We start from the raw sequence: 21,865 nt of genomic DNA, 5'->3' as shown, positions 1-21,865 counted from the left end.
GCACAATGCACGGATGGAGACGGAAGACCGGCGCAGTCGGCATCAGCAACTCATCGACGCGCTACGCCCGGAGGCGAAGGCCGCTCCGCTGTCTCGGCGAGCGGTGCGCGCCGATGTGGTGCTGGCGGTCGTACTGACCGTCATTGCCCTGTTCGTGGCGGTGCGCTATCCCGGCGACGGGCCGGTGAACAGCAGCCCCCCTGCGGTGGACGTCGGGACCGGGGTCCCGGCCCCGCCCTCGCCGCCCGACCCTGGTCAGGTGCCCGAGGAGGAAGAACCCTCCTCCGTACCCTGGGGCCTGGTAGTCCTGTCGACGCTGCCGCTGGCAGCCCGGCGCCGGTATCCGCTGACCATGTTCGTGGTGGTGCTGGGCGCGGCACTGGCCATCGGCAGCTCCGCCTCCTGGATCACCGTCCTGGCCTGTGTCATCGGCGCCTACAGCGCCGTCGTACACAGCCGTTACCGGATAACGGCGATCTCCGTCCTGGTGATCGCCGCCGCGCTGTCCGGTTTCGCTTTCCGCAACGCGGACCCCGTGCTCCCCGGATGGTCCAGCCCAGGATTCGTGCTCCTGGTGGCAGGGATGCTGGCCAGCCTCGTCCGCTTCCTGCAACTGCGGCTGGCGTCCAGCCGGGACCGGGTGACAGAACTGCAGGCCGCCCAGGAGGAGGCCACGCGCCGCGCCGTCGAGGAGGAGCGTGCCCGCATCGCCGCCGAACTGCACGACGTTGTGACCCACAATGTGAGCGTGATGGTGATCCAGGCCGGCGCGGCCCGCAAAGTGATGGACATGGCGCCCGAGCAGTCGAAGGAAGCACTGCTGGCCGTCGAGGCGGGCGGTCGGGCCGCCATGGCCGAACTCCGCCACGTGATGGGCCTGCTGGCCGCCCCGGACCACGAGAGGCCCGACGGCCTGGAGCCCCAGCCCGGGCTCGCACAGCTCGACGCGCTCGTCGCACGAGTACGCGCCGCCGGTACGCCCGTGAGCGTCGGGGTGTCGCTGCCGCCGGATCCGCTGCCACCGGGGGTGGACCTCGCGGCGTATCGCGTCGTACAGGAGGCGCTGACCAACACGATCAGACATGCGCGTGGCGCGCAGGCGTCCGTCGCCATCGGCTACACCGACGACTGTCTGGAGATCGAGATCACGGACACCGGCGGCACCAAGGATTCCCCGCCGGTGCAGAGCAACGGCCGTGGCCACATGGGGCTGCGCGAGCGGCTGGCCGTCTACAAGGGCGAGCTGACGGCCGGACCGACGCCGGCCGGCGGCTACAGGGTCACGGCCCGCATCCCGCGGAGCACCGTATGAACAAGGACCAGCCGCCGCTGCGCGCCGTCATCGCCGACGACCAAGCTCTCGTACGCACCGGTTTCAAGATGATCCTGGCGGCGGACGGCATCGAAGTGACGGCCGAGGCCGCCGACGGGGCCGAGGCTGTCGCAGCGGTCCGCCGTACGCGGCCCGACGTCGTCCTCATGGACATCCGGATGCCGGAGATGGACGGCATCGAGGCCACCAGGCGCATCATCGGCGACGCCGGCCCGGCCGGAACGCGGGTCATCATCCTCACCACATACGATCTCGACCACTACGTCTACGCCGCGCTCACGGCCGGCGCCAGCGGCTTCCTACTCAAGGACGTCACCCCCGAACATCTGGTCTCCGCCTTACGCCTGGTACGGACCGGCGACGCTCTCCTCGCACCCACGATCACCCGTCGGCTGATCGAGCGCTTCGCCCCTCGCGACGAACCGCGGACCATCGCCCCGCACCGCGATCTGTCCGGCCTGACCCCGCGCGAGCTCGAGGTGCTCCGCCTGCTCGCGACGGGCCTCAGCAATGCCGAACTCGCCTCCCGGCTGTTCCTCAGCCCGACCACGGTCAAGAGCCATGTCGGCCGTATCCTGTCGAAGCTGGACCTGCGTGACCGCGTCCAGGCCGTCGTCTTTGCCTACGAGACGGGACTGATCGCCCCGGGCGGGGCGCCCCGATGACTGATTCCGAGGTCAGTGGTCGTGGGCCGTCAGTGACCAGATGACTGGTTGGTGATGTGGTGGTTGTGCCAGATTCGCGGCGGTCATCAGAGCGAGGAACCGTCGCACGACACGGAAGCTACTCCGGCAGGCTCGGGAGCCGCCTGTGCAGCTCCGGCATGTCCGTCTCGCGGCTGCCCGGCTGCGGGAGGAGAGGAGGGGGAATGCGCCTTCCCGCACGACGCGTACGGTGCGACCGACGAGGGCGCGTTACACCGGCCACATCTGGAGGAGCAGATCCCGGTTGAGGTAGTGGGGCAGATCATCGCGCAGGCCCTCGTGCAGGACGGTGCGGTACAGGCCCATGTGCTGGTGAGGCTTGCTCATGTCGTACGAGGTCAGCCCCGCCCCAGCCATGTGCAGCGGCAGCTCCACGACCCCCTGAGTGGTGCCGTGCGCCTCGTTCAGCGACTCCGGCAGACGCCGCCGGAACTTCTCCCGCTGGTTGGAGCAGCCTGATTCCGCACCGAGGAAGCAGGGGACGGACTGTTCGTCATGACGCTCGTTTGACGCTATGGTCGCCCGCAGGCGGGACAGCGAGCCGGGAAACGGGCCCTGACCTGATCTTTTCCGATACTTGCTCAGGACGACGTCTTTCCGATGACGTCGCATGTGGAGTGCGTGGCGGTTCTTGAGCCCGCAGCAAAGGGCCTTTGACCTGCTGATTTATTGATTCCCCAGGTTGCGGGCGGGTTGTGCCGACATGTTTTCGTAGGCCCACCGGGTGGAGCATGTTGCAGCTTTCCGTCACGTGTCCCACCTGTGGCTTCGCAGTGGGGGCGTGGGTCGAGAACGCTCTGTCTCAACGGTCAGGGACGGGTTCGGGAAATGTCTTGACGCGCGTTCGACGCTGTTTCTGACGGAGCGTGAGGTGGTCGTCCTGGATCAGATGGCGCGGGTCAATGGACTTGTCGGGCTTGACCCGTCGAGCAGCGCGTCGGCCTCGAAGTTCCATGACGGTCCGCCGGCGGAGTCGGTGGACCGCTTTCGTGCCGTGGGTCGAGGGTGCGCATGCGGAAGATCCGATTGTCGCCTCGGGGTGGCGCCGGGTTCCACTGGTCCGGGTGAGGTGCTGTCCGGGGGACGGGGAATTGGCTGGTCAGCCTGGGTCGGGCACCTGGGTGAGCCGGTCGAGGGCTGTGGTGATGTGACCGGTCCAGGGCCAGTGCCCGGCCAGGCGGAGGATTCACCGACGACCGGTGGTGACGAGCTGTCCGGCCGTGGTCAGCAGGGCGGAGCCGCAGTCGGCGGGGCTCTCAGAGTGGTGGCGATGTGCGAGGACGGATTTCCTGGTGCCGGTCTCGCTGAGTGCGGGGCAGGGGCATGGACCTGTCCGGCGGCTGGCTACGGTTCCAGGAATTCGAGCGCCCGCGGGACGAATCTGTCGTGGTGCTGGAAGATCCCGCCGTGTCCGGCGTCGGGGTAGAGGGGTTCGAGTTCGCCTTGGGGCAGCCGGGCCGCCAGGTCGACTGTGTTGACGCTCGGGACCATGCGATCGCTCTCGCCGTTGGCCACCAGGACCGGTTGGTGGATGCGCGACAGATCGGCCGGTGCCTGGCGGCCCCAGTGGTGGATGGCCTTCAGTTGGGCGCGGAACGATGAGAGCGAGATGGCTTTGTCGCGGTCGTTCGTGCGCTCCTTCAGCCGGTCCAGGAAGGCGTGGGCTGCCCGGCGGCCACCGGCGGTGTCGGTGAAGAAGAGGTACTGCTTGGGGTCCTTGCGGGTCAGGACGGCCTTGACGGTGTCCTTGATGGTGAGGCTCGTGACCTTGTTGATGCCGGGGCCTCCGGCGGGGCCCGTGCCCGCGAGGATCATCTTCCGTACGAGGTCCGGTTCCTGTGCCGCGACGACCTGGGCGACGAAGCCGCCCATCGACAGGCCGAGCAGGTCGACACGGTCGTACCCGAGAGCCCGGATGAACAGCACCGTGTCGCGGGCCATCGCCTCGATGGTGTCGGGCGTGGAGCCGCCGGAGGCGCCGACGCCGCGGTTGTCGTAGGTGATCACGCGGCGTCGGGCGGCGAGTCCGTCGACGACGCGGGGGTCCCAGTTGTCCAGGACCGCGGACAGGTGGTTGAGCAGGATCAGCGGTACGCCGTCGTCCGGACCGTGCTGCCGGTAGGCGAAGTCCACGCCGTGCACGGACACGGCGCGGGTCGGCGCGTTCTTGTACGACGACGGGGTGGGCGTGGGGGAGCTGGACGGTGCGTTCGTGATCGGGTCCTGGTGTGGGAGAAAGGAGCGTGGGGCGGGATCTTCTCGTTGTGGCGGGCGGCGTTCTCGGCGTCCGGCAGGGCCGGTGCCCTGTGCTCACGTCATGGAGACGACGACCTTGCCGGCTTTTGCGCGGCCTTTCTCGACGTACTCCATGGCCTGAAGGGTCTCGTCGAAGGGGAAGACCTGGTCGACGACGGGGCGGATCTTCCCGGCGTCGATGAGGGGGGTGAGTTCGCGCAGCTGGTCGCCGCTGGCCCTCATGAACAGGAAGGAGTAGGTGACGCCGAGGCGCTTGGCCTGGCGCCGGATCTTGGCACTGAGGACGGCGATGCCCAGGCGCATGACCGCGTTCGAGCCGAGTTCGAGGGCGGTGGCCGGGTCGGGCGGGCCCGCGACGGAGATGGCCAGGCCGCCGGGCTTGAGGATGCGCAGGGACTTGGCGAGGTTCTCGCCGCCGAGGGAGTCCAGGACGAGGTCGTAGCCGGTGAGGAGTTCGGAGAAGTCCTGGGTGCGGTAGTCGATGACCTCGTCCGCGCCGAGGTCCTTGACGAGCTCGATCTTGGCGGTGCTCGCGGTGGCGGCCACGTGCGCGCCCAGTGCCTTGGCCAGTTGGATGGTGATGGATCCCAGGCCGCCGGCGCCCGCGTGGATGAGGACCTTCTGGCCCGGCTGGACGTTCGCCCGCTCGACCAGGGCCTGCCAGGCGGTCAGCGCGACCAGGGGGAGGGAGGCGGCCTCGGTCATGGTGAGCGTGGCGGGCTTGGGCGCCAGGTCGTCCTGGTGGACGGCGAGGAGTTTGGCGAAGGTACCGATGCGGTCCTTGTCAGGCCGCGCCCAGACCTCGTCGCCCACCGCGAAGCGGGTGACGGACGATCCGACGCGGACGACGGTCCCGGCGAGGTCGTTGCCCAGGACGAGCGGGAGACGGTAGGGCAGGATCGCCTTGAGGTCACCATCGCGGATCTTCATGTCCAGCGGGTTGACGCCCGCCGCGTGGATCTTGACCAGGACGTCGTCGGCGCCCACCTGAGGGTCAGGTATCTCGGCGGCGCGCATCCCGGCCGCATCACCGTACTTCTCGACCATGAAGGCCTTCATCGTCATCTCCGTTCGTGTGGTCTCCCGTCCAAGCGGGAGGGGTGTTCTGTCCGTGAGGGGCTTGTCTCGGTACGAGACGGTTTGTGGTGTTCTTCTAGTCCGCGCGCTCCGCGTCGGCACGGCAGTGGCCAGTGCCTGCGCGGAGAGCTCTGCGTCGGCCGTGTTTCCGGGCTCAGGCCACCGGCACGACCGGGGTGATGACGCTGCTCGCGTCGCCGCCCTGGAGGTGCCCCAGCGAGCCCGCGATGCCCTCGTGCGGTACGCCGAGCGGCACGGCGCTGACCTTGTCGAGGCGCGCGTACTGCTCGTCGGTCAGCTGGACGTCGAGGGCTGCGAGGTAGATGTCGAGCTGGGAGAGGTTGCGCGGGCCGATAATCGGGACCAGCGTGGCCGTGGAGCGGGCGGCGCGCTCGCGCACCCAGGCCACCGCCACCTGGGCGGGTGTCACGCCGGTCTCCTCGGCGATCGCCAGGACGGTGTCGACGACGGCGGTCTTCTGGCCGGTGCTCTCGGTGTGGATGACCATGCCCAGGTCGCTCAGGCGCCCCTCGGCGGAGCTGCGGTACTTGCCGGTGAGCAGTCCGCCGCCGAGCGGGGACCACAGGGCTGCGCCGAGCCCGAGGCTCTCGGCCATGGGCAGGAGCTCACGGTCGGCGGTGCGCTCAACGAGGCTGTACTCGTGCTGGATGCCCACGATCGGGGCCCAGTTCTTCAGGTCCGCGAGGGTTACCGCGCGCGAGACGCGCCAGGCGGGGAAGTTGGACAGCGCGGCGTGGTGGATCTTGCCGGCGCTCACCAGGTCGTCGAGCCCGCGCAGGAGTTCCTCCATCGGAGTGAGCTCGTCGGGGAAGTGCACCCACAACAGGTCGATGTAGTCGGTCCCCAGGCGCTTCAGGCTGGCCTCGACAGAGGCGACCATGTTCTTGCGGCTGTTGCCGGTCTTGGAGATGTCCGGCTGCGGGGCGGCGCCGAGGGTGAACTTCGTGGCCAGGACGAAGTGGTCGCGGTCGGCGGAGATCAGCTTTCCGGTCAGTTCTTCCGACTCGCCGAACTGGTAGCCGTCCGCGCTGTCGAGAAAGGTCCCGCCGGCCTCGGCGAACCGGTCGAAGATCCGCCGGGCCTCGTCGGGCTCGGCGCCTGCGCCCCAGCCGGTGCCGAAATTCGCGGTGCCGAGCGCGTACTCGGAGACGCGCAGCCCGGTCCGGTGGCCGAAGGTCGTGTAGCGCAATGAGATGTCCTTGCATGAGGGGTGTGAGGGCGGTCGCGCCTGAGTGGAGGGGTGAGCGTCAGTCCGCGTTCGGCTGGGGTGCCGCGGACAGGCTCTGCTTGACGTACCGGCTGGTCTCGTCGGCGAGGATCTCGGGCAGGCCGGTCTCGATGCCGTACAGGGCCTGGGCCGCGACGTCGGCGGCGGCGACCTTCTGATCGGCGGGCACGCCGGCGGCCATGTCGGTGTCCATATAGCCGACGTGCAGCGCCGAGACGGTGATCCCGCGCGGTGCCAGCTCCTCACGGATCGCGTCGCTCAGAGCCCAAGCGGCGGCCTTCGACGCGGCGTAGGAGCCGAGTCCTGCCGGGTGGAACCAGGACAGGGCGGACAGGACGTTGAGCACGGCGCCGCCGCCGTTGCCCTCGATCACGGGGGCGAAGGCGCGGGTCGCGGCGAGCGGGCCGAAGAAGTTGGTCTCCATCTCCCGGCGCACCTCAGCGACGTCGCCTCCCATCAGCGTCGCGCCGGTGGAGATGCCCGCGTTGTTGATCAGCAGTGTCGCGTCGGACGCCACGCGCGCGGCCTCTCGTATCGACGCCTCGTCCGTGACGTCCAGCCGCAGCGGGATGACGCCCGGCACGTCGACCGTCTCAGGGCGTCGGGCCGCGCCGTACACCTTCGCGCCGCGCTCGACGAGCTGGGCGGCCAGGTGTCGCCCGAAGCCCCGATTGGCGCCGGTGACGACTGCGACCGCGTTCTTCAGTTCCATGTCCACTCCTGGTCGTGGCGGGCGCCGTCGGCCACCCGCAACTACTTAGATTATGAGAGCAATCTAAACACAGGCCTATGATAGATGCCAGTCGACATCCAAATGGGAGGTGGTCATGGGCCGCGTATCGCAGGCGCAGGCGGAGGAAAATCGCAGGCGGGTGGTGGACACTGCATCCCGGCTGTTCCGGGAGCAGGGCATGCAGGTCAGCGTCGCCGACCTGATGAAGGCGGCCGGTCTGACCCACGGCGCCTTCTACAAGCAGTTCGCCTCCAAGGAGGCACTCGTCGACGAGGCCACCGCCCACGCCTTCGCCGAGCTCGCCCAGCGCTACAGCGCCGGGCTCGAGCGGCACGACGGGCAGCGCGCCGCCGCCCAGCAGGCGCTGATCGACGCCTACCTCTCCGTCGAGCACCGCGACGCCCCGGCGGACGGCTGCCCCGTCGCCGCGCTCGCCACCGACATCGCGCGCGAGGGCGGGGGGCGCGAGGCCCGTCGCGTCTACGCCGAGGGGGTGGCCGACTTCGCCGGTTTCCTGGCCAGTGACGACCAGGACGGCATCGTCCGCCTCTGCACACTGTTCGGTGCGCTGGTCCTGTCCCGGGCCACCAAGGGCTCCCCGCTCTCCGGGGAGATCCTCGCCGCCGCGCACGCGGCCTTGACTGAAGCGGGCTGATCACGGGCGCGGTGGCCGCGTCGTGGCAGCCGTCCGGTCCCTGGGGAAGTGACGAGCCGGTCGTCATGACGCTCGTTTGACGCTCTGCGCACGTGGAGAGGGAGGCAGAGAGCCGACAAGCGCTCTGACCTGGTCGATGACGATCTCAGGGGCGTCAAGAGGTCTCGGTGCCGCGGTCTGTTTGCCGCCCTGCAGCATTCCTCCGTAGGCGAGCGAGTTGGCCGGCGGCATCACCACCGGGCCGAGGCAGGCGCGGGACGGAGCAGAATCCGTCCCGCGCCACGGGCATCGTCAGCGTTCCGAGGTGGCGATCCCCGCACGCAGTGCCTTCTTGTCGACCTTCCCCATCGGTGTGCGCGGAAGCTGAGGCATCGGTATCAGCCGGTCGGGGATCTTGTAAGCGGCCAGGCCGCGGCCCCTGAGGAACTCCTTCATGGCGGACGGGCGGACGTCCACGTCGCTGAGGACGACGAACGCGTAGGTCCGTTCGCCGAGCACGGTGTCCGTCACGCCGATCACGGCCGCGTCCTGCACGGCGGGGTGGGTGCGCAGCTGCCGCTCCACCTCCTCCGCGGAGACCTTCTCGCCGGCCCGGTTGATGACGTCCTTGATCCTGCCGACGATCATGATGTTGCCGTCCGGCCTGCGCCGGACGAGGTCGCCGGTGCGGAAGAAGCCGTCCGGCGTGAACGAGCGGGCGTTCTCCTCGGGGGCCCGGTAATACCCGCGGATGGTGTACGGCCCCCGTACCTGCATCTCGCCCGCCTCCCCATCGGGCACGGGGTTCCCCGACTCGTCGACGATCCGGACCTCGTCATCCGGTGACATCGGGCGGCCGTCCGTGTTGACGGCCACCTCCTCCGGGTCGTCGAGCCGGGTGTGGGTCAGCACCCCCTCGCTGATGCCGTACCACCGCTGGACCCGGCAGCCCAGCACCTGGGCCGCACGGCGCGCCAGGGCCGGGTCGAGCGGCGCGCTGCCCACCTGGATCAGCAGGCGGGACAGTTCGCCGGGCGGTCGTCCGGAATCGGCCCACAGCCGCAGCACCGAAGGCACGACCGTGGTCACGGTGACCCCCTCGCGACGGATCAGCGAGAAGACGTCATCGGGCCGCACGCTCGACGTGAGGACCGCCTTCCCGCCCAGCAGGAGACTGCCGAACACACCCGGACAGGCGAGGGCCGCCTGGTGCGCGACCGGGTTGACGGCCAGGTACACCACCTCCGGGCCGACCCGCATCGCCTCCGCGCTGGCCCGCATGACGTACTCGTAGTCGTCGTGGGTCCGGGGAATCAGCTTCGGCAGTCCGGTGGTGCCCCCGGAGAGCAGGAACAGCGCGGGGTCGGACGCGTCCACCCGGGGCAGCGCGACGTCCGGGGCATCCAGCGACTCCAGCTGTGTGAACTCCTCGGCGTCGCCGCTGACGATCACGTGCGGGACCGACGGGAGCTCCCGGGCGATCGTGCGGTAGTCGAACCCGCCGAACTCGTCCTTCGCCACATAGGCAACGGCGCCGGAGTGCGCGCACAGATGCGTGATCTCGGCCCTGCGGTGACCGGGCAGCGCCAGCACCGGGATGGCTCCGGCCCGCAGCAGCGCGAAGACCAGGACGACGAACTCCGGGATGTTGGGGAGGTGCACCACCACCCGGTCCAGGGGCTTGATGCCCAGTCCGATCAGGCCGCCCGCCAGCCCGTCCGCCCGCTGGGACAGCTCCGCGTAGGTCATCCGGCGTGCGCCGCACACCACGGCCACCCGCTCGGCGTTCCGTTCGCACGACTCGTGCAACAAGTCACTGAGCGGCCGGCCGAGCCAGACCCCTGTCCGGCGCAGCTCCGCCGCGAGCTGTTCGGGCCAGTGCACAAAGCCGTCAAGCATGATCGCGTTCCCTTTCAGCGGTCGGTCGAGGCGTGGATCGAGGGGGCGCGGAGGTCCGGGTGGAGCCGCGGGTGCGCTCGGTCCGTCCCGGCCGGCCGGCGGCAATGCGGCCGGAGGGCGGGTGCCTCCACGCGGTGGCGGGCGGTGTCCGGTGCGGTGGTGCGCGAGGTCCGCGCACGACGTGAGCCTGGTGCTGTGCGGCGGCGTGCCTGCGGTCCTTGCTGTCCTGTCCCTTGGCATCGTCAGCGCCGCGGTCCACCGCCCCCCGATCTCTTGCCGACATCTGTCGCGGGCCGCGCGAATCCGCGGCGAGTGGAAAACATGGTGCGGACGGAACGACGGCCGGCCAGGAGGGAAGAGGATGAGCCGGATACGGGAACGCGGATGGGTGCGGTCGATGACCACCGGTGACCCGCTCGGCGTGCGCGTGGTGTGCTTCCCGCACTCGGGGGGCTCGGGGATCGCCTTCGGTGCGTGGTCCGCCGCGGTGCCGCCCGGTGTGTCGCTGATGGCCGTCCAGTACCCGGGCCGCGGCGACCGCTTCGGAGAGCCGCCCGTGGACGATGTGGTCGCGATGGCCGGCTGCGTGGCGGCGGAGCTGCTGCGGTTGCCGCCGGGCGACCACATACTCTTCGGGCACAGCCTGGGCGCGCTGGTCGCCTACGAGACCGCCCTGCTGCTGCGGGACGCCGGCGAGGAACCCCCGGCGCTCTGTGTGTCCGCCGCTCTGCCGCCCGGACGGATGAACAACAGAAGCATCCACCTGGCACCCGACGACGAGTTCTGGACGACGCTGTGCGCGCTGGGCGGCATCGAACCCGCGATCGCCGAGAACGCCGAGCTGCGCGACCTCCTCCTGCCCGTGATCCGCTCGGACCTGCGGGCCCACGCGACCTATCGGCCCCGTCCGGGCACCCCTTCGCTGTCCTGCCCCGTGCGCTGCTACCACGGCGAGGGAGACCCGCTGGTGGAGCAGGCCCAGCTGGCGGGGTGGGCGAGCATCACCTCCGGCGGCTTCACGGAAACCGTGCGGCCGGGCGGGCACTTCCATGTGACGACCGACGTCGCGGAACTCGTCGCGGACGTGCTGAGCCAGGGCCGGAAGTGAGGCGGGCGGCCTTGACCACCATCGCCGTGATCCCCGGTGACGGCATCGGCCCCGAGGTCATCGAGCCGGCGCTGGACGTCCTCGACGCCCTCGGCCTCGGGGCGCGGACGGACGTCCTGGACCACGTCAACGCGGACACCTACCTGCGCACCGGAACGGCCCTGACCGGAGCCGACCTCGACCGGATCAGGTCCAGCGAGGCGGCGCTCCTCGGCGCGGTCGGCGATCCCCGGCTCAGCGACACCGCGTACGTGCGCGCTGTCCTCACCACCCTGCGTCTCGAACTCGACCTCTACGTCAACTACCGGCCCGCCAGACTCTGGCACGACAGGCTCAGTCCGCTGCGCGACCCGGCCCGCCGGGCGATCGACTGCGTGATCGTCAGGGAGAACACCGAGGGCCTCTACAGCGGCATCGGCGGCGGTACGCGCACCGGGACCCCCCACGAGATCGCCATCGACGTGGACCTCAACACCCGTCAAGGCGTGTCAAGGGTCCTGGAGTTCGCCTTCTCCGTGGCGCGCAGGTCGGTGTGCCTCGTCGACAAGGCCAACGCCGTCCGCAACGGCGGGCAGTTGTGGCAGCGGTGCTGGAGCGAGGCGGTCGCACGGCACCCGCACGTCGAGACGTCCCACCTCTACGTGGACACCGCCGCCCTGCGGCTGGCCACCGATCCGACCGCCTTCGACGTCATCGTCACCAACAACTCCTACGGCGACATCCTCAGCGACCTCACGGCCGCGCTCGCCGGCGGCCTGGGCGTCGCGGCGTCGGCGAATCTCAACCCCGTGACCGGACAGGCGCTCTTCGAGCCCGTGCACGGCAGCGCCCCGGACATCGCGGGTACCGGCACCGCCAACCCGTTCGGCGCGATCCTCTCCGTGGCCCTGCTGGCCGAGCACCTGGGCCGGACCGAGGAGGCGGACGCGGTCCGCCGGGCGGTCGCCGCTGCCGTGGCGGCCGGCCGCGTCACCCGCGATCTCGGCGGATCCCTCAGCACGAAGGAGGTGGGCACCGTGGTCCTGACCGAACTGCGGCGGCCATAGCGAGGTGCGGACGCGGACACGACCGCGGAACCGCGGGCGGAACGACGGACGAAGGGCGGGGACAGCATGAACGGCAACGGCACGAACCGCACGGACGGGAACCCGGAGACCGTCATCGTGGGGGCCGGTCTGGTGGGCGCGGTCACGGCTTGCTACCTCGCCCGCCGTTTCGGACCGGTCACCCTGCTGGAGAAGCGGGCGGACCCCAGACTGGAGCCCGGCCGAGAACGCCGGTCGCTCGTCGTGATGCTGTCGTCGCGCGGCTGGCGCGCCCTGTCGGACCTGGGCGTTGCGGACGCCGTGCGCCGGAGCTGCGTCCCCCTGCACGGACGCTGCGGGCACCTGCCCGACGGCCGGACGCGGTTGACTCCCTACAGCCGGGACGGACAGCCCATCTGGGCGGTGGAGCGCCGGCGGCTGCACCAGATCCTGCTGGACGCCGCCGAGGCCACCCCCGGAGTGCGCATCCGTTTCGGGCAGCGGGTGCGCTCGGTGGACCTGGACGAACCCGCGGTGCTGGTGGAGGACCGGCACGGCTCGCGCCGGCTGACGTGCCGCCGGGTCCTCGGCTGCGACGGCGCACACTCCGCCGCCCGGGCCGCCCTGGAGGAGCGCAGCGCCCGGGTCGAGGTGCGCAAGCTGGACCTGGCCTACCAGGAGATCGACGTACCGGCCGGCCGGCTGGACCCGACCATCACGCACTACTGGCCCACCGGGAAGGCGATGTTCGCCGCGCACCCCCTGCCGTCGGGGAGGCTCTCCGGCTCCTTGTTCATGCGTCTCGACGGCCCTGCCCCGTCCTACGCGGCGGCCCGTGGCGGCCAGGACCTGTACGAGATGTTCGCCGCCCACTTTCCCGAGCCGACCGCGATCATCCCCGACATCGCGGAACAGCTGGCCGCCAAGGCCGTCTCGACCCTCACGACCGTCCGCTGCGACCGATGGGTCTGGCGCGACACCTTTGCCCTGCTCGGTGACTCCTGTCACGCGATGGCGCCCTTCATGGGGCAGGGCATGAACTGCGGCTTCGAGGACGCCCGGGTCCTCGTCGACTGCCTCGACGCCTCCGCCGGCTGGGCGGCGGGCCTGGCCGCCTACGAGAAGTCGCGGACCGAGGACGCCGACGCGATCTCCCGGCTCTCCTACCGCCACTACTTCACCATGGCCGACCCACCTCGCGAGGAGACCGCCGCGGACGTGCTGCGCGGGCGACTGACGGCCCTCTTCCCCGACCGGTTCGTGCCGCTGTACGAGCGATGCGCCTTCACCGAGGAGAGCTACGCCTCCGTACTGCGCGACGACCGGCGTCTGGACCGGCTCGTGGCGGATCTGCTGGCCCGGTACGGCACCGAGCTGGTCTCGGCGCCCGACGACCGGCTGCGCGCCTGCACCCCGCCCACCGCCCCGACCACAGCCACCCTGGAGGACTCCGGATGTTCGTGATCCTGTTCAAGTCGCACCTGTCCGAGCAGGCCGGCGAGGAGTACCACGCCACCGAGGAGCGGATGCAGGAGCGGGTCCGCGCCATCGCCGGGTCCGACCCGGTGGAGGTCAAGCACTACACCGGGGAGGACGGTGAACGTCTCGCCGTCATGATGTGGCGCGACGAGGAGACGTTGGACCAGTGGCGTTGCGACCCCGAGCACCAGGTGGCGCAGCGCATGGGCAGGAGGCACTGGTACTCCGCCTACGAGCTGACCGTCGCCCAGGTGATCCGGACCAGCGCGCACGACAACCGGAGCTCGGCCGCAGCGGCCGAGGAGGCGCGCTAGCAGGCGGAGGACGGCCGCGGGAACGACCGGATGCGCCGGCGCAGGAAGTCCTCCGAGGGCGGTTGCGGCGGGCGACGGACGGACGCCGGCCCGTGCCGTGTGGCGGAGTTCTTTCGGGTGATGGCCAGTTCCTCTTCGATCTCTGGCCAACATCTTTCATCGCAGTTGTTCAACCACATGGGCCGCGACAAGCATCGGCACGGCGAGGGGCCGCCGACCGGGAAAACTACTTTGCTGGGGGGCATTTGGATGGGTTGCACCGGCGTCACATCCGCGCAGGAAGCCATGTGGCTCGCGCAGGAGTTCACCCCTGACGTACCGAACAACGTGGCGACTCTCTGGGACATCGACGGTGACCTGGACACCGCCCTGCTCGCCGAGGCCCTGCGGGCGGCGGTGGCGGAAGCCGACGCGCTGAGGGTGAACTTCCGCCGCGACGACGACGGACTGCGGCCGGTCGCCCGGGACCTCGGGGCGTGGGAGCCGTTCCGCCTCGACGTCGGCGATGCCGCCGACCCCGCCGACGCGGCCCGCGCCGTCGTCGCCGATCTCGTGCGCCGGCCCTTCGACCTGACCGAGGACGCGCTGCTGCGGATCGGCTCCATCCGGCTGGGCCCCGGCCGTCACCTGCTCGTGCTCGTCTTCCACCACATCCTCACCGACGCGTTCGGCGTTCTCACCCTGCTGTCCCGGCGGATCGCCGAGATCTACCGCGCGCTGCGCGCCGGCTCCGCGTTGCCGGAAAGCGCCCCCAACCCGCCGGAGGACGCGGCGGTGAAGGACGCCGCCTACCGGGCGTCGAAGCGGTTTGCCGACGCCGAGCGGTTCTGGTCCGACTACCTCGCCGGAGACCTGCCCGCCGCCCGCCTGCCCGCCGGTGTCCGTCCCGGCGCCGGCGCCCCCGCCGGTGAGCCCGGGTACTGGGACGGCCTCACCGCACCGCAGGGGATGTCCACCCGCACCGTGACGGTCCCGGCCGCCGAACTCGCCGCCTGGGAACACGCCTCCACCGCGGCCGGGACCTCGGTGCCCGACCTGATCGCCTCGGCCGCGACCGCGTTTCTCGGGCACATGTGCGGTCTGTCCGAGCCGCTGCTGACCATCACCGTCAATCACCGCGTCGGCGCACTGCGCCGCTCCCTCGGCCTGCTCTCCAACCGGGTGCCGCTGCGCTCGCGGGTGGACCCCGCAGCCGACTTCGTGGAACTGGCCGAGGCGCTCGGCCGGGAGCGACGCCGTGTCCTGCGGCACGCCCGGCACGACATATCCCTGATCAAACGGGCCACCGGCCACGCCGGCGACGCGCGCAGTCCGTTCGGTGCCGTCGTCAACGTGCTCCCCGCCGTCGAAGCGCTCGACCTGGCGGGCGCCTCAGCCCACTTCGCCGGTGGCACCTTCGGCGTGATCGACGAGGTGATGGTCTGCGTCTACACCGACGGAAGGGCCGACAGCGACCTGTACGTCCGGTTCGACGCGCCGCGGGCCGAGTACGACGACCAGGACATCGCCGGGCTCGCCGAGCGGTTCGTGACGTTCCTGCGGACGGCCCTGGCCGACCCGCACGCCCCGGCCGGGACCGTCACCGCGCTGCACCCCTCCGAACGCCGCGCGCTGCTCACCGAGTACGCCGGCCTCACGGTGACCCCGCCCCCGGCGACCCTGACCGAACTGCTGGACCGGCAGGCCCGCGCCACCCCGGACGCCGTCGCGCTGACCTTCGAGGATTCCCGGACGACCTACCGGGAACTGGCCGAGAGATCCGGCCGGCTCGCCCGCCTGCTGACCGAGCGCGGCGCCGGGCCCGAGCGGTTCGTCGCGGTCGCGGTGCCCCGCTCCCCGGAACTGGTCGTCGCGCTGGTCGCGGTCCTCAGGGCGGGCGCCGCCTACGTCCCCGTCGATCCGGACTACCCGGCCGCGCGGGTGGAGTTCATGCTCGCCGACGCCAAGCCCGCGCTGCTGCTGACGGTCAAGGACACCGCGGACCGGCTGCCCCGGACGGATGTCCCCGTGGTCATGGTCGACGACACCCCGCTCACCGAAGAACCCGTCACCTCCGCCCCGCACGGTGTCGACCATCCCGCCTACATGATCTACACGTCGGGATCGACCGGGCGGCCCAAGGGCGTCGTCGTCACGCACGCCGCGATCGTCAACCGGCTGCTCTGGATGCAGGACCGCTTCCGGCTCGACGGCACCGACCGGGTCCTGCAGAAGACGTCCGCCTCGTTCGACGTGTCCGTCTGGGAGTTCTTCTGGCCGCTGATCACCGGCGCCACCCTGGTGGTCGCCCGGCCGGACGGGCACCGGGACCCGGACTACCTCGCCGAGGTGATCAGGCGGGCCGGTGTCACGACGGCGCACTTCGTCCCGTCGATGCTGGCCGAGTTCGTCACCGAGGAGACGGCCGCCGCGTGCACCGGTCTGCGCCGCGTCGTGTGCAGCGGAGAGGCGCTGCCGGCCGAGCTGGCCGCGCGATTCCACCGGACCTTCGGCGTGCCGCTGCACAACCTCTACGGGCCGACCGAGGCGGCCGTGGACGTCACCGCGTGGCAGTACCGGCCCGGGGTGCGCACGATCCCGATCGGCACCCCGATCTGGAACACCGCGCTCTACGTCCTCGACAGCCGCCTGCGACCGCTGCCGCCCGGCGTCTTCGGTGACCTCTACATCGCGGGCGTCGGACTCGCCCGGGGCTACCACGACCGCCGGGGCCTGACCGCGGAGCGCTTCGTGGCCTGCCCCTTCGGGGAACCCGGGCGGCGCATGTACCGGACCGGCGACCTGGCGCGCTGGAACGCCGACGGCGAGCTGGAGTTCGCCGGCCGCGCCGACCAGCAGGTGAAGATCCGCGGCTTCCGGGTCGAGCCCCAGGAGATCGAGGACACGCTGACCGACCACCCCGGAGTGCTCAGGGCGGCCGTCCTCGCCCGGCCCGGCCGGGGCGCGGACGGAGCCGCGCAGCTCGTTGCCTACGTCGTCCCGGCCACCTCCGGCGGCAGCGGCCCGGCCGGCGCCGACTGGGATCTGCACGCCGGTCTGGACCTCGCCGAGCTGCGGGGCTTCGTCGCGGCCCGGCTGCCCGCCCACCTGGTGCCCGCCGTCTTCGTCGCCCTGGACCGCATGCCGGTGACCGCGAACGGCAAGCTGGACCGGGCCGGGCTGCCGGAGCCGGAGATCACCGGCCGCGCCCACCGGCCGCCCCGGACCGGTGACGAGAGCCTCCTGGCCGCCGCGTTCGCCGAGGTGCTCGGCCTGAGCGAGATCGGGGTGGACGACGACTTCTTCGTCCTGGGCGGCGACAGCATCCGGGCGATCCAGGTGGTGGCCCGCGCCCGCGCCGGCGGTCTCGCGTTCAGCCCGCGCACCGTGTTCGAGTGCCGCACCGTCGCCGCGCTCGCACAGGCCGCGACCCGCGACACCGCCCCGGCCGCCCTCGCCGAACTCGAGGGCGGCGGCGTCGGCCTGCTGCCGCTGCCCCCCATGGCCCGGCTGTACGCCGAGCGGGGCCCCGGCCTGGACCGCCTCACCCAGTGGCTGGTGCTGGAACTGCCCGCAGCCGTCGACCTCCCCGGCCTCACCGCGGCCCTGCGCTGCGTCCTGGACCGGCACGACGTCCTGCGCTCACGGCTGACGGACGACGGCCTGCTGGTGCGGCCACCCGGGACTGTGGACGCCGGCGCGCTCGTCGGCCGGGCCGACTGCCCGGGGGACTGGGACGGGGAGGCGTGGCAGACCCTGCTGCGCGCCGAGGCCGCCGAGGCCGTGCGGCACATCGACGCCCGGGCCGGGCAGATGATCCGGCTGGTCTGGTTCCGGGGGGCCGCGGGCGGGCCCGGGCGGCTGCTGGTCGCGGCCCACCACCTGGTCGTCGACGGCATGTCCTGGCGGGTGCTGCTGCCCGACCTGGCCGCGGCCTGGCACCAGGTCCAGGAAGGCCGGATCCCCACGCTGCCGCGGGTGGGCACCTCCCTGCGCCGATGGCTGCACGCCCTGGCCGACGAGGCGGCCCGCCCCGAACGGGTGGCGGAGGTGACGTTGTGGCGCGACCTGCTCGCGGCCCCCGTCGCACCCGTGGGCTCCCGGCCGCTCGACCCCGGCCGGGACCTCACCTCCACCACCGACACCGTCCGGGTGGAGCTCCCGGCCGACCTCACGAACGCGATCCTGACCTCCGTCCCCGCGGCCTACCGCAGCGGCGCGGACGACGTCCTGCTCACCGCCCTCGTCCTCGCGCTGGCCCGGGAACGGCGGGGCCCCACCGGCGGCACGACGGTCGTACGGATCGAAGGGCACGGCCGGCAGGAGGAACTGGTGCCGGGTGCGGACCTGTCCCGCACGGTCGGCTGGTTCACCACGGTCACCCCCGTACGCCTCGATGTCTCGGGGATCGACGTCGACGCCGCGATCACCGGAGGAGCCGCCGCCGGTGACGCCCTGAAGCGGGTGAAGGAGCAGCGGCGGGCCCTGCCCGACCAGGGCATCGGCTACACCCTGCTGCGCTACGTCAACGACGACACCGCGGCGCTGCTGCGCCCGTATCCGGCGGACGACATCGGATTCAACTTCCTGGGCCGCTTCTCCTTCGAACGCCCGGAGCCGGTGTCCGGCCGGGACCCCACCCGCGGCTCCGGATGGACCCCGGCGCCCGAATGCGCCGAGCTGGTCGCCGCGCCCGCCGCGGACATGCCGACGCCCAGCGCGCTCGAACTGAACGCCCTGGTGACCGGCACCGGCGACGACGCGCGCCTCACCGCCCTGTTCACCTTCGCCACCGGAGCTCTGACCGCCGACGAGGTCCGCGCCCTGTCCCGCACCTGGTGCGCCGCCCTGCGCGGGCTGCGGAGCCTGGTCGAGTCCGGCGGTCGGGGACTGACCCCGTCCGACGTCCCGCTGGTCACCGTCGGCCAGGAAGAACTGGACGACTGGCAACGGCGCTTCGGACGCGTCGGCGACGTATGGCCGCTCACGCCGTTGCAGGACGGGCTGCTGTACCACACGATGCTCGCGCAGAGCGCGTCCGAGGCGTACCAGACGCAGTTCGTGTTCCGGCTCGAAGGCCCGGTGGACCCGGCGCGCCTGCGGGCGGCGGGCCAGGCCCTGCTCGACCGGCACCCGAACCTGCGGGTCGCGTTCCAGCCGAGCGCCACCGGTGAGCCCGTGCAGGTCGTCGTGGACGACGTCCCGCTGCCCTGGCGGCACCTCGACCTCACCGGCACGGCCGACGCCGCCACGCGGCTGGAGGAGATCCTCGCCGAGGAGCGGGACGCCCGCTTCCGCCCGGACAGCCCACCGCTGCTGCGCCTGACCCTCGTCACCCTCGGCCCCCGGCACGCCGAACTGGCCCTCACCGCCCACCACGTGCTGCTCGACGGCTGGTCCGTGCCGCTCATCGAGCGCGAGCTGATGGACCTGTACACGGCCGTCGGCGCCGGCACCGCACCGGCGCGCCCGCACGGCTACCGGGACTTCCTGAGCTGGCTGTCACGGCAGGACACGGCACGCTCCGCCCGCGCGTGGGCCGAGGAACTCGCCGGTGTGGCGGAGCCGACCCTGCTGGCGCCCACGACGCCCGGGCCCCGGCCGGCCGGCAGCGGCAGCGGGCAGATCGACGTCCCGCTCACCGGCGAGGACACCACCAGGTTGGCGCGCCGCGCCGCGGAGTGGGGCGTGACCACCAACACTTTGGTGCAGGGCGCGTGGGCCATGGTGCTGGCGCAGCTCACCGGCGGCCGGGAGGTGCTGTTCGGCGCCACGGTCGCTGGCCGTCCCTCCGCGCTTCCGGGCGCGAACAGCACGATCGGCCTGTTCATCAACACGGTGCCGGTGCGGGTGCGCTGCACGCCGGCCGACCCGGTCCCGGAGGTGCTCGGCCGGCTCCAGGACGCCCAGGCGAGACTGCTGGACCATCACCATGTGGGGCTCGCCGACATCCAGCGGGCGACCGGCCTGAACGAACTGTTCGACACGCTGGTGGTGTTCGAGTCGTTCCCCGTCGACCGGTCCGGCCACGCGGCGGCGGGCGCGTCGGCGCAACCGGTGGTGACCGGTATCCGTCCCTACGCCCCGCCGCACTATCCGCTGACCGTGATCGCGGCGGCCGACCCGCTGCTGCGGATCTCCTTCCAGTACCGCCGCAACGTCTTCGAGCGGACCGCCGTGGAGGCGCTCGCCGACCGGCTGGTGCGGGTGCTGCGGCAGTTCGCCGCCGATTCGCGGGCCACCGTCGGCGCGCTCGACGTGCTGTCCGACGCCGAGCGCGAACAGGTGCTGCACGGCTGGAACGACACCGCGGTCCCGCCGCCCGAGCGGACCGTCCCCGACCTGCTCGCGGCGCGGGCGGCCCAGACGCCGGACACGGTCTGTGTCGAGTACCGCGGGCACCGGCTGACCTACCGGGAGCTGGACGAGCGGGCCGGCCGGCTGGCGCACTGGCTGGCCGGGCAGGGCGTCGGTCCGGAGTCCCGGGTCGTGGTGCTGCTGCCCCGCTCGGCCGACCTGGTGGTGGCCCTGCTGGCCGTGTGGAAGGCCGGCGGCACGTATGTGCCGGTGGACCCGGAGTATCCGGTCGCCCGGGTGCGGGCCGTGGTCGAGGACAGCGCACCGGTGCTGGTCCTCGATGAGAAGCGGCTGGCCGGGGTGGACCTGTCCGACCGGTCCCCGCACCCTTCCCACGGCCCGCGCGTTCCGGTCGGCGCCGACCACGCCGCCTACGTCATCTACACCTCCGGCTCCACGGGGACGCCCAAGGGCGTGGTGGTCCGGCACGGTGCGCTGGCGATCCTGCTGACCGGCATGCAGAATCGATTCACCCTGACGCCGGACGACCGGTTGCTGGCCTGCGCCACCGTCGCGTTCGACATCGCCGCGCTGGAACTCTTCCTGCCCCTGCTCGTCGGCGGCCGGGTGGTACTGGCCGGCAAGGACGACATCACCCAGCCGTCAGCACTGCTGGACCTCGTCGAACAGTCCGGCGTCACCGTCATGCAGGCCACCCCCGCGCTCTGGCAGAGCCTGGTCACCCACGCGCCGGCCTGCCTGACCGGGCTGCGGGTGATCTCCACCGGCGAGGCCCTGCCCCTGGCGCTCGCCGAAACCCTGTGCCGGCACGCCGCCGAGGTCACCAACCTCTACGGCCCGACCGAGACCACCGTCTACGCCACCGCCGCTCGTCTGCTCCCCGGCCACTGCGGCATGCCTCCCTCCGTCGGCGGCCCGGTCGCCGGCACCCGGATCCTCGTGCTGGACCATGCGTTGCGCCCGGTGCCGCCCGGCGCCACCGGTGAACTCTGGATCGCCGGCGAGGGCCTGGCCCGTGGCTACCACGACAAGCCGGGCATGACCGCGGAGCGGTTCGTGGCCTGCCCGTTCGGGCCACCGGGCGCCCGGATGTACCGCAGCGGGGATCTCGCCCGCTGGACGGTCACGGGTGAGGTGGAGTACCTCGGCCGCTCCGACCACCAGATCAAGCTGCGCGGTTACCGGATCGAGCCCGCCGAGATCGAGTACACCCTGACCCGCCACCCCGTGGTCCGCCGGGCTGTCGTCATCGCCCGCGAGGACCGGCCGGGGGACCGCCGGCTGGTGGCGTACGTGGTGCCGGAGACCGGCGCCGAACCGCCCACCACGGAGCTCCTGCGGGAGTCGGTCGGAGAGCGGCTGCCGGCCCATATGATCCCGGCCGCGTTCGTGACGCTCACGGAACTGCCGCTGACGCCCAACGGCAAGCTCGACCGTTCCGCCCTGCCCCGCCCGGAGTTCGCCGCGGACGAGTACCGGGCTCCCCGCACGCCCCGGGAACAGACGCTGTGCGCGTTGTTCGCCGAGGTTCTGGGCGCTGAGCGGATCGGTCTCGACGACGATTTCTTCCTCCTGGGCGGCCATTCGCTGATGGCCACCCGGCTGGTGGCCCGGGTACGCGCGGAAATGGGCGTGGAAATCCCGATGCGCATCCTCTTCACCGCCCCGACCGTCGCCGAACTGACCGCCCGCTGGAACGAGATGTCGGCCTCCACTCGAAAGCCGCTGCGGAGAATGACCGAAAGGTAGGAAAAACC

The 21,865-nt window shown here is 71.7% G+C and carries 14 protein-coding genes and 1 pseudogene; 8 read left to right on the top strand and 7 right to left on the bottom strand.

The genetic code is table 11. The features are described from left to right. Nucleotides 1–13 precede the first annotated feature (13 nt). Nucleotides 14–1,312, top strand: coding sequence for a sensor histidine kinase (locus tag ACWD1U_RS02990; protein WP_451103896.1), 1,299 nt, complete (start codon nucleotides 14–16; stop codon nucleotides 1,310–1,312). Continuing rightward, nucleotides 1,309–1,998, top strand: coding sequence for a response regulator (locus tag ACWD1U_RS02985; protein WP_451103895.1), 690 nt, complete (start codon nucleotides 1,309–1,311; stop codon nucleotides 1,996–1,998). Before ACWD1U_RS02990 ends, ACWD1U_RS02985 begins: the two co-directional genes overlap by 4 nt. A gap of 249 nt (nucleotides 1,999–2,247) precedes the next feature. Here ACWD1U_RS02985 and ACWD1U_RS02980 read toward each other — a convergent pair whose 3' ends face one another. The 6 genes and pseudogenes from ACWD1U_RS02980 to ACWD1U_RS02955 form a co-directional block, all read right to left on the bottom strand. Then, complete coding sequence (locus ACWD1U_RS02980) at nucleotides 2,248–2,649, bottom strand: hypothetical protein (RefSeq protein WP_451103894.1); 402 nt, start codon at nucleotides 2,647–2,649, stop codon at nucleotides 2,248–2,250. 487 nt (nucleotides 2,650–3,136) lie between these two features. Beyond that, nucleotides 3,137–3,293, bottom strand: a pseudogene (locus ACWD1U_RS02975) (IS1380 family transposase); the annotation flags it as partial. An 88-nt stretch (nucleotides 3,294–3,381) separates the two neighbouring features. Continuing rightward, nucleotides 3,382–4,185, bottom strand: a complete 804-nt coding sequence (locus ACWD1U_RS02970) for an alpha/beta fold hydrolase (RefSeq protein WP_451103893.1) — start codon at nucleotides 4,183–4,185, stop codon at nucleotides 3,382–3,384. A 162-nt stretch (nucleotides 4,186–4,347) separates the two neighbouring features. Next, nucleotides 4,348–5,352 carry an NADP-dependent oxidoreductase gene (locus ACWD1U_RS02965; protein WP_451103974.1) on the bottom strand — a complete coding sequence of 335 codons (1,005 nt, stop codon included), beginning with the start codon at nucleotides 5,350–5,352 and terminating at the stop codon, nucleotides 4,348–4,350. 172 nt (nucleotides 5,353–5,524) lie between these two features. Then, nucleotides 5,525–6,580 carry an aldo/keto reductase gene (locus ACWD1U_RS02960; protein WP_451103892.1) on the bottom strand — a complete coding sequence of 352 codons (1,056 nt, stop codon included), beginning with the start codon at nucleotides 6,578–6,580 and terminating at the stop codon, nucleotides 5,525–5,527. Between the two features lie 58 nt (nucleotides 6,581–6,638). Further along, a complete protein-coding gene (locus ACWD1U_RS02955) occupies nucleotides 6,639–7,331 on the bottom strand; it encodes an SDR family oxidoreductase (RefSeq protein WP_451103891.1) in 693 nt (230 codons plus the stop codon). Nucleotides 7,332–7,446: 115 nt separating this feature from the next. Here ACWD1U_RS02955 and ACWD1U_RS02950 point away from each other — a divergent pair, with 115 nt between their 5' ends. Continuing rightward, the gene (locus ACWD1U_RS02950; RefSeq protein ID WP_451103890.1) at nucleotides 7,447–8,007 is read left to right on the top strand and encodes a TetR/AcrR family transcriptional regulator; all 561 of its coding nucleotides are present in this window, start codon (nucleotides 7,447–7,449) and stop codon (nucleotides 8,005–8,007) included. A gap of 291 nt (nucleotides 8,008–8,298) precedes the next feature. Here the strand turns inward: ACWD1U_RS02950 and ACWD1U_RS02945 are convergent, their stop codons facing one another. Beyond that, nucleotides 8,299–9,885: a (2,3-dihydroxybenzoyl)adenylate synthase gene (locus ACWD1U_RS02945; RefSeq protein ID WP_451103889.1), complete on the bottom strand. Its 1,587-nt coding sequence runs from the start codon at nucleotides 9,883–9,885 to the stop codon at nucleotides 8,299–8,301. A 361-nt stretch (nucleotides 9,886–10,246) separates the two neighbouring features. Here ACWD1U_RS02945 and ACWD1U_RS02940 point away from each other — a divergent pair, with 361 nt between their 5' ends. From ACWD1U_RS02940 to ACWD1U_RS02920, 5 genes are all read left to right on the top strand, one after another. Beyond that, nucleotides 10,247–10,993, top strand: coding sequence for a thioesterase II family protein (locus tag ACWD1U_RS02940; RefSeq protein WP_451103888.1), 747 nt, complete (start codon nucleotides 10,247–10,249; stop codon nucleotides 10,991–10,993). Between the two features lie 11 nt (nucleotides 10,994–11,004). Further along, nucleotides 11,005–12,039 carry an isocitrate/isopropylmalate dehydrogenase family protein gene (locus ACWD1U_RS02935; RefSeq protein WP_451103887.1) on the top strand — a complete coding sequence of 345 codons (1,035 nt, stop codon included), beginning with the start codon at nucleotides 11,005–11,007 and terminating at the stop codon, nucleotides 12,037–12,039. A gap of 66 nt (nucleotides 12,040–12,105) precedes the next feature. Then, the gene (locus tag ACWD1U_RS02930) at nucleotides 12,106–13,482 is read left to right on the top strand and encodes an FAD-dependent oxidoreductase (protein ID WP_451103886.1); all 1,377 of its coding nucleotides are present in this window, start codon (nucleotides 12,106–12,108) and stop codon (nucleotides 13,480–13,482) included. Next, entirely contained in the window at nucleotides 13,473–13,811 is a 339-nt protein-coding gene (locus tag ACWD1U_RS02925; RefSeq protein ID WP_451103885.1) for an antibiotic biosynthesis monooxygenase family protein, read from the top strand. Before ACWD1U_RS02930 ends, ACWD1U_RS02925 begins: the two co-directional genes overlap by 10 nt. Nucleotides 13,812–14,060: 249 nt before the next feature. Further along, the gene (locus ACWD1U_RS02920) at nucleotides 14,061–21,857 is read left to right on the top strand and encodes an amino acid adenylation domain-containing protein (RefSeq protein ID WP_451103884.1); all 7,797 of its coding nucleotides are present in this window, start codon (nucleotides 14,061–14,063) and stop codon (nucleotides 21,855–21,857) included. Nucleotides 21,858–21,865: the final 8 nt, after the last annotated feature.

Source organism: Streptomyces sp. NPDC002788 (assembly GCF_053592115.1).
The sequence above is the reverse complement of the archived record's forward strand: the minus strand, read 5'-3'. Positions and strand labels throughout refer to the sequence as shown.

Excerpts from the sequence above, each read along its gene's own strand:
- ACWD1U_RS02920 (WP_451103884.1), top strand. The coding sequence starts at position 14,061 with ATGGGTTGCACCGGCGTCACATCCGCGCAGGAAGCCATGTGGCTCGCG.
- ACWD1U_RS02945 (WP_451103889.1), bottom strand. The coding sequence starts at position 9,885 with ATGCTTGACGGCTTTGTGCACTGGCCCGAACAGCTCGCGGCGGAGCTG.
- ACWD1U_RS02925 (WP_451103885.1), top strand. The coding sequence starts at position 13,473 with ATGTTCGTGATCCTGTTCAAGTCGCACCTGTCCGAGCAGGCCGGCGAG.
- ACWD1U_RS02985 (WP_451103895.1), top strand. The coding sequence starts at position 1,309 with ATGAACAAGGACCAGCCGCCGCTGCGCGCCGTCATCGCCGACGACCAA.
- ACWD1U_RS02955 (WP_451103891.1), bottom strand. The coding sequence starts at position 7,331 with ATGGAACTGAAGAACGCGGTCGCAGTCGTCACCGGCGCCAATCGGGGC.
- ACWD1U_RS02965 (WP_451103974.1), bottom strand. The coding sequence starts at position 5,352 with ATGAAGGCCTTCATGGTCGAGAAGTACGGTGATGCGGCCGGGATGCGC.
- ACWD1U_RS02980 (WP_451103894.1), bottom strand. The coding sequence starts at position 2,649 with ATGCGACGTCATCGGAAAGACGTCGTCCTGAGCAAGTATCGGAAAAGA.
- ACWD1U_RS02940 (WP_451103888.1), top strand. The coding sequence starts at position 10,247 with ATGAGCCGGATACGGGAACGCGGATGGGTGCGGTCGATGACCACCGGT.
- ACWD1U_RS02950 (WP_451103890.1), top strand. The coding sequence starts at position 7,447 with ATGGGCCGCGTATCGCAGGCGCAGGCGGAGGAAAATCGCAGGCGGGTG.
- ACWD1U_RS02930 (WP_451103886.1), top strand. The coding sequence starts at position 12,106 with ATGAACGGCAACGGCACGAACCGCACGGACGGGAACCCGGAGACCGTC.
- ACWD1U_RS02990 (WP_451103896.1), top strand. The coding sequence starts at position 14 with ATGGAGACGGAAGACCGGCGCAGTCGGCATCAGCAACTCATCGACGCG.